This is a genomic window from Leisingera sp. (assembly GCF_034669605.1).
Classification (GTDB): domain Bacteria; phylum Pseudomonadota; class Alphaproteobacteria; order Rhodobacterales; family Rhodobacteraceae; genus Leisingera.
Genome location: NZ_JAXMOX010000241.1, coordinates 1 through 6,385, shown reverse-complemented (window position 1 = coordinate 6,385; position 6,385 = coordinate 1). Strand labels below are relative to the sequence as shown.

General features: G+C 63.2%; 6 protein-coding genes. 3 read left to right on the top strand and 3 right to left on the bottom strand.

Annotation, left to right across the window (positions count from 1 at the left end):
- Positions 1 to 456: 456 nt before the first annotated feature.
- From VOI29_RS21550 to VOI29_RS21540, 3 genes are read right to left on the bottom strand one after another with little or no spacing between them, the layout of a single operon-like run.
- Positions 457 to 1,260 (bottom strand): substrate-binding domain-containing protein, encoded by an 804-nt coding sequence (locus VOI29_RS21550; protein WP_323783568.1) that lies wholly within the window; start codon positions 1,258 to 1,260, stop codon positions 457 to 459.
- Positions 1,257 to 1,967 carry an ATP-binding cassette domain-containing protein gene (locus tag VOI29_RS21545; RefSeq protein WP_323783566.1) on the bottom strand — a complete coding sequence of 237 codons (711 nt, stop codon included), beginning with the start codon at positions 1,965 to 1,967 and terminating at the stop codon, positions 1,257 to 1,259. The genes VOI29_RS21550 and VOI29_RS21545 overlap by 4 nt, the downstream gene beginning before the upstream one ends.
- Entirely contained in the window at positions 1,967 to 2,671 is a 705-nt protein-coding gene (locus VOI29_RS21540) for an ABC transporter permease (protein ID WP_323783564.1), read from the bottom strand. Before VOI29_RS21540 ends, VOI29_RS21545 begins: the two co-directional genes overlap by 1 nt.
- A gap of 289 nt (positions 2,672 to 2,960) precedes the next feature.
- Here VOI29_RS21540 and nadA point away from each other — a divergent pair, with 289 nt between their 5' ends.
- The 3 genes from nadA to nadC form a co-directional block, all read left to right on the top strand.
- Positions 2,961 to 4,013, top strand: a complete 1,053-nt coding sequence (gene nadA, locus VOI29_RS21535; protein WP_323783562.1) for a quinolinate synthase NadA — start codon at positions 2,961 to 2,963, stop codon at positions 4,011 to 4,013.
- A gap of 3 nt (positions 4,014 to 4,016) precedes the next feature.
- Complete coding sequence (locus tag VOI29_RS21530) at positions 4,017 to 5,573, top strand: L-aspartate oxidase (RefSeq protein WP_323783560.1); 1,557 nt, start codon at positions 4,017 to 4,019, stop codon at positions 5,571 to 5,573.
- Positions 5,570 to 6,385: carboxylating nicotinate-nucleotide diphosphorylase (nadC, locus tag VOI29_RS21525; protein ID WP_323783558.1), on the top strand; the 816-nt coding region annotated here is incomplete at its 3' end. The genes VOI29_RS21530 and nadC, both read left to right, overlap by 4 nt.

Genomic DNA, 6,385 nt, shown 5'->3' with positions numbered 1-6,385 from the left:
CTCTTCCGATCTCGGCGCCACGCCCGATACTAACGCGGCCCGGCGCTGGCGCCATCAGCCTTCAGCCTTCACGCTGCGGGGCCCTGCAAGAGTTCCAACATCCGAACCTGAACCGAGACTTCCACGCCGCCTCTCGTCGCCACCATAGACACCAGCCGCAGGCCGGTCATCAATACGGTTGCCTAAAATCGCCGCCCGGCCCAGCCAATCAGCAGCGCATTCCGGCACATTGTAAGAATGCGCCGCTCAGTTGGACCTGGCGCCACGCTGACACGCGGCGCGCAACTGCTGGAGCTTCAACTGCAGCCTGCTGAATTTCCGCCCCCCAGCCGTGGGCAGCACAGCTGCTACGCTCATCCTTTGCAGGGTATTTTCAATGCCTCGAAAGGGCGGGAGCACTGCCCAAAAAAAGAGCCCCTGCGGACAGCAGGGGCTCAGCGTGCAAACCAAACGGTTTTACTGCTTGGCGTTGAACACAAACAATGTCTCGCCATTGATCTGATAGCCATTGATCAGATCTTGAGCCTTGTCCGAAACCAGCCAATCCTCCAGCTGCATTGCCAGGCGGTTCTTCACGTGGCCATGCTTTTCCGGGTTCACCGGGATATAGGCGTATTGGTTGAACAGCACCGGATCGCCTGCAAACAGCAGCGCCAAGCCGCCCTTGTTGCCAAAGTTGAGCCAGCTCGCCCGGTCGGACATGATATAACCGTCCATGCCCGACGCCGTATTAAGCGCAGCCCCCATCCCCGCACCAACTGCGCGGTACCAGTCGCCGAACCCCTCCGGATCGACGCCGGCCGCAGCCCACAGGCTCAGCTCTTTCTTATGAGTTCCGCTGTCATCTCCACGGCTGACAAAGGCAGCCTCTGCTCCGGCAATCTTCTGCAACGCGCTTGCTGCATCCGCGGCGCCGGACACGCCAGCCGCATCCGCCTTAGGCCCAATGAAGACAAAATCATTATACATGATCTCGCGGCGGTGGGTGCCGTAACCGCCCGCCAGAAACTTCTCTTCAGCCTTTTGGGAATGCACCAGAATCGCATCCACATCCCCCGCTTCGCCCAGCCGGATCGCCTGGCCGGTGCCAACCACCAGCAGCTGCACATCCAGTCCGAGGTCTTTCTTGATTTCCGGCAGCAGGATTTCCGCCAGGCCCGAGTTGTGGAAGGAGGTGGTCACCGCCATCTTCATCTCTTCCGCCAGCGCGGCTGTAGTCAAAGCCATGGATGCAACGGCACCAATAATCAGACGTTTCATTCGACAATATCTCCGTTCAGAAATGCGCGCGCTTGCGCGGTGTGGGGCCCGGCAAAGAAATCCCCTGCCGGGCTGAATTCGTGAATGCGGCCATGCAGGACAAAGATCACCTCATCCGCCAGCCGCCGCGCCTGGCCCATGTTGTGGGTGGACATGATCAGCCGCGTGCCGCTGCCTGAGGCATGGGCAAGGATTTCCTCGATCTCCCGCATCGCGCGCCCGTCCAAGGCTGCACAAGGCTCGTCCAGGAACAACACTTCCGGCTCGCGCACCAAGGCGCGGGCAAGGGCCAGTTTCTGCCGCTCGCCGCCCGACAGCATGGTGGCCTGGCGCTGCAGGATCTCTCCCAGCCCCACGCGTGCGGCCCAATCCGCCGCGCGGGCACGCGCTTCCTTGCGGTCCACCCCGGTCAGCCTCAGTGGATAGGCGATGTTTTCGATCACCGTGCGCCGCATCATCACCGGGGTCTGGAACACAAAGGCCTGGCGCCTTTGCGCCTCCTCCAGCGGGCAGGCCCAGTCCAAGCTGCCGCCGTTCATCCGGATAATCCCATGCAGCATCTTCAAAAGCGTGGTCTTGCCCGCCCCGTTGGGGCCAATGACAATTGATGTGCCCTGCCCGCCCAGGGTCAGATCGACCGGGCCGACCAGAACCTTGCTTCGGCGGCGCACCTGCGCGCCTTGGGCCACCAGCGGGAACATCTGCATCACCACCGCCCCTCGCTCTCGGTCCGGCCCAGCCAGTGGATCCCCAGGTTGACCGCAATTGCCAGCGCGATCAGCACAAAGCCCAGCCCCAGCGCCATGGCGAACTCGCCCTTGCCGGTTTCCAGCGCAATTGCCGTGGTCAGCACCCGCGTGGCGTGGTCGATATTGCCGCCCACCACCATGATCGCGCCGACCTCGCCAATCGCCCGGCCAAATCCTGCCAGCGCCGCGGTCAGCAGCGCCCGCCGCCCGTCCCACAACAGCGCCTGAATGCGCTGCAACTGGGTCGCGTTCATCGAGATCAGCAGATCGTGGTAGTCACTCCACAGCTCGCGCAGCGACTGATGCGCGACCGAGGCCACCAAGGGCACAACGATGATCACCTGCGCGATGATCATCGCTGTGGGTGTGAACAGCAATCCGAACACCCCGAACGGCCCGGCCCGCGACAGGAACACATAGACCACCAGCCCCACCACCACCGGCGGCAGCCCCATCAGCGCGTTCAGCACAGCAATCGTGGCCCGGCGCAGCCGGAACCGCTTGACCGCGAGAAAAGCCGCCAGCGGCAACGCGATGGCACAGGCGATGATCAGGGCCGTCAGCGTCACGCGCAAAGACCGCAGAGTGATCTCCACCAGGTCCGCATCCAGCGTCACCAGCAGCCAAATGGCCTGGCTCAGTCCTGCCCACAGATCATTCATTGCGTCCGGTCACTCTCCCAGGGGCCACATACGGCGCTGGTCTAACATGGCTTTGCGCGGCTCCAAATCACAGGAGAAGACTCCGGGACAGCCAAAAACGGCAATCCGGCTGGAAAATTCTACCCCCGATACCCATCTGGAAAAGAACGGCCTCCCAAGGATGCCGTCTGTTAGCGCCAAATCACCGCTTTTAGCAGCAATTCCGCTCACGCATGCTTGCGTGCGCGAAATGAACATGAAACAACCCCCGTCCAAAGTGTCCCCCTGGACGCAACTTTGAGGACTTGCCATGTTCGACCTGCAATCCATGCGGGATCAACTCGCCAGCCAGTATGATCTGGCACCCGATCCTGCCCTTGCCGAACAGATGACGGATGTCTACGCGCGCATGGACCGCGTGGTGAATCCCATCGAATGGGCCACCCATGCGCCCTATGTCGCGGCCATTCTGGAGCTGAAAAAGCAACGCAACGCGGTGATCCTGGCACATAATTACATGACCCCCGAGATCTATCACGGTGTCTCGGATGTGGTTGGCGACAGCCTGCAGCTGGCGATCGAAGCCGCAAATGTCGAGGCCGATGTGATCGTCCAGTGCGGCGTGCACTTCATGGCAGAGACCTCCAAGATCCTCAGCCCGGATAAAACCGTGCTGATTCCCGACATGGAAGCCGGCTGCTCGCTGGCGGAATCAATCACCGCCGAAGGCATTGAGCAGATGCGCGCCAAATATCCAGGTGCGCCAGTGGTCTCTTATGTGAACACCACGGCTGAGGTGAAAGCAGCGTCAGACATCTGCTGCACCTCGTCGAACGCGGCTCAGATCGTAGCGGCGCAAGACAGCCACACGGTCATCATGACACCGGATCAGTATTTGGCCCAGAACGTCGCCAAACAGGTGCCGCAAAAAAACGTGGTCTGGTGGGAAGGCTCCTGCATCGTACACGAGCGGTACACCGCGCAGGATCTTCGCGATTTCCGCGAATGGAACCCCGGCACCCGGCTGATTGCGCACCCGGAATGCCCGCCCGATGTGGTGAACGAGGCCGATTTCTCAGGCTCCACCAGCGGCATTCTGAAATATGTGACCGACGAGAAGCCCGAAAAGGCGATGCTGATCACCGAATGTTCGATGGCTTCGAACATCGCAGACCAGCTGCCCGAGGTCGAGTTTGTCGGCCCCTGCAACATGTGCCCCTACATGAAGAAGATCACGCTGGAGAAGATCCTGTGGTCGCTGCACACAATGACCGAACCGGTCGTGGTGGACTTGGAAGTGGCCGAAAAGGCCCGGGTGGCTGTTCAACGGATGATCGATCTCAGCCAGAAGCTGGGCGTCTGATCTGTGATCGAAACCGGCCGCATTGTCATTGCCGGCGCAGGCCTTGGCGCGCTCTACGCCGCGCTTGAGCTGGCACCGCGGCCGGTTCTGGTGATCTCGCCGGAAACCCTGGGGGAAGGCGCCAGCTCGGCCTGGGCGCAGGGCGGCGTTGCGGCGGCCATGGCCAATCACGACACGCCCGAGGCCCACGCAGCCGATACTCTGCAGGCGGGTGCCGGCACGGTCGACGCAGAGGTTGCCGCGATGGTCACCCGGGTCGCGCGCGCGCACATCCTGGACCTGACCGACCTCGGCACGCCGTTTGACCGCGATCCGGACGGCAACTATGTGATGAGCCGCGAAGCCGCCCATTCCGCCGCCCGCGTGGTGCGCGTAAAGGGCGATCAGGCCGGCGAAAAAATCATGCAGACACTGATTTCTGCCGTGCGCGCAGCTCCCTCCGTACAGGTGCTGGAAAACACTCAGGCAGTGCGGCTTGAATCCGAAGGCAGCACTGTCACGGGAATCTGGATCACCCGCGCCGATGCGGCCTCTGCCCCGGTGCTGATCAAATGCCCCGGCGTGCTGCTGGCCGGCGGCGGCTCCGGCGGGCTTTATGCCCATACCACCAATCCGCCGCGCATCCGCGGCCAGGTGATCGGCTTTGCCGCCCGCGCAGGCGCCCGCATCGCCGACCCGGAATTTGTGCAGTTCCATCCCACGGCCATTGACATTGGCGAGGATCCCGCCCCGCTGGCAACCGAGGCGCTGCGCGGCGAAGGCGCGGTGCTGATCAACGCGCATGGGGAACGCTTTATGCTGGCAGAGCACCCGGACGCCGAGCTTGCGCCCCGCGACATTGTTGCCCGCGCAATCTTTGCCGAAACGCAAAGCGGCCGCCGCCCGATGCTTGACACCCGCGATGCGCTTGGCGCCGAGGTTCTGACCCGCTACCCCACAGTTGCGGAAACCTGCGCCCGTGCTGGCATCGACCCGGTGCAAGACCCCATCCCGGTCGCTGTTGCCGCGCATTACCACATGGGCGGGGTCGAGGCCGATTTGCAGGGCCGCAGCAGCCTCCAGAACCTCTGGGTCTGCGGCGAGGCCTCCTCCACCGGCCTGCATGGCGCCAACCGGCTGGCCTCCAACGGCCTGCTGGAAGCGCTCGTTTATGCCCGCAATGCAGCGCATGACATCGCGTCGCTGGATCCTCCTGCAAATGTGGATGCGATCCATCCCAGCTTCCCGCCGGGCGGTCAGGATCTGGACGCTGCAGCAGTCAAAAACCTGCGGCAGGCCATGACCGCCCATGCCGGGGTACGCCGCACCGCCCACGGCCTGAAACAAGCACTGGCAGCCATTGCGCAGCTCGAAGACGAGCAGGCCGCGGACGAGAACTTTACCAATATGTGCGCCACGGCCACGCTGATCACTGCTGCTGCGCTTCAGCGCGAGGAAAGCCGCGGCGGTCATTTCCGGGACGATTTCCCCACGGCCGACCCCGCGCAGGCCCATCGCACCCGCATCACCCTGGACGAGGCCATGGCGATCCGTGCCAAGGCCGTGAAGGAGCTGACATGAGCACTCAATTCGCCACCCTGCCCGACCTGATACTGGAACCGATGGTGCGTGCAGCGCTGATGGAGGACCTGGGCCAGAACGGTGACATCACCACCCGCGCAGTGATCCCGGCCTCCGCCACCTACTCCGCCCGGCTGAACGCCCGCGAGGACGGCGTGGTCTCCGGGATGCAGATCGCCCGCATCGCCTTTCACCTGGTGGATGCCGGGCTGAAGGTGGAAACGCTCCTGCCGGACGGCAGCCCATGCCGGAAGGGCGACACGCTGATGACCATCGAAGGCTCCGCCGCCTCGATCCTCTCGGGTGAACGCGTGGCGCTGAACTTTGCAGGCCGGCTGACCGGCATTGCCACGCTGACAGCGGCCTTTGCTACGGAGACCAAGGGCACCGCCACACGCATCACCTGCACCCGCAAGACCACGCCGGGCCTGCGCATTGCCGAGAAGCAGGCGGTACTGCATGGCGGCGGCTATAACCACCGTTTCGGTCTGTCGGATGCGATCCTGATCAAGGACAACCACATCGCCGCGGCAGGCGGGATACGCGCCGTTCTAGAGGCCGCCAAATCCAGCGTCAGCCACATGATGAAGGTGGAAATCGAGGTCGACACCCTGGACCAGTTGACCGAAGTCATCGCCACTGGCGGCGCCAACGTGGTGCTTTTGGACAACATGGACACTCCCACCTTGATCAAGGCCGTGGAGCTCGCCAAGGGCCATGTGGTGACCGAGGCCTCCGGCAACATGCGTCTGGACCGCATTGCCGAGGTGGCCGCCACGGGGGTCGATTACATCTCCTCCGGTGCCCTGACA

What these genes read in the sequence shown, in the direction of transcription:
- VOI29_RS21550 (WP_323783568.1), bottom strand. Translation starts at nt 1,260, where the DNA reads ATGAAACGTCTGATTATTGGTGCCGTTGCATCCATGGCTTTGACTACA.
- VOI29_RS21545 (WP_323783566.1), bottom strand. Translation starts at nt 1,967, where the DNA reads ATGCAGATGTTCCCGCTGGTGGCCCAAGGCGCGCAGGTGCGCCGCCGA.
- VOI29_RS21540 (WP_323783564.1), bottom strand. Translation starts at nt 2,671, where the DNA reads ATGAATGATCTGTGGGCAGGACTGAGCCAGGCCATTTGGCTGCTGGTG.
- nadA (WP_323783562.1), top strand. Translation starts at nt 2,961, where the DNA reads ATGTTCGACCTGCAATCCATGCGGGATCAACTCGCCAGCCAGTATGAT.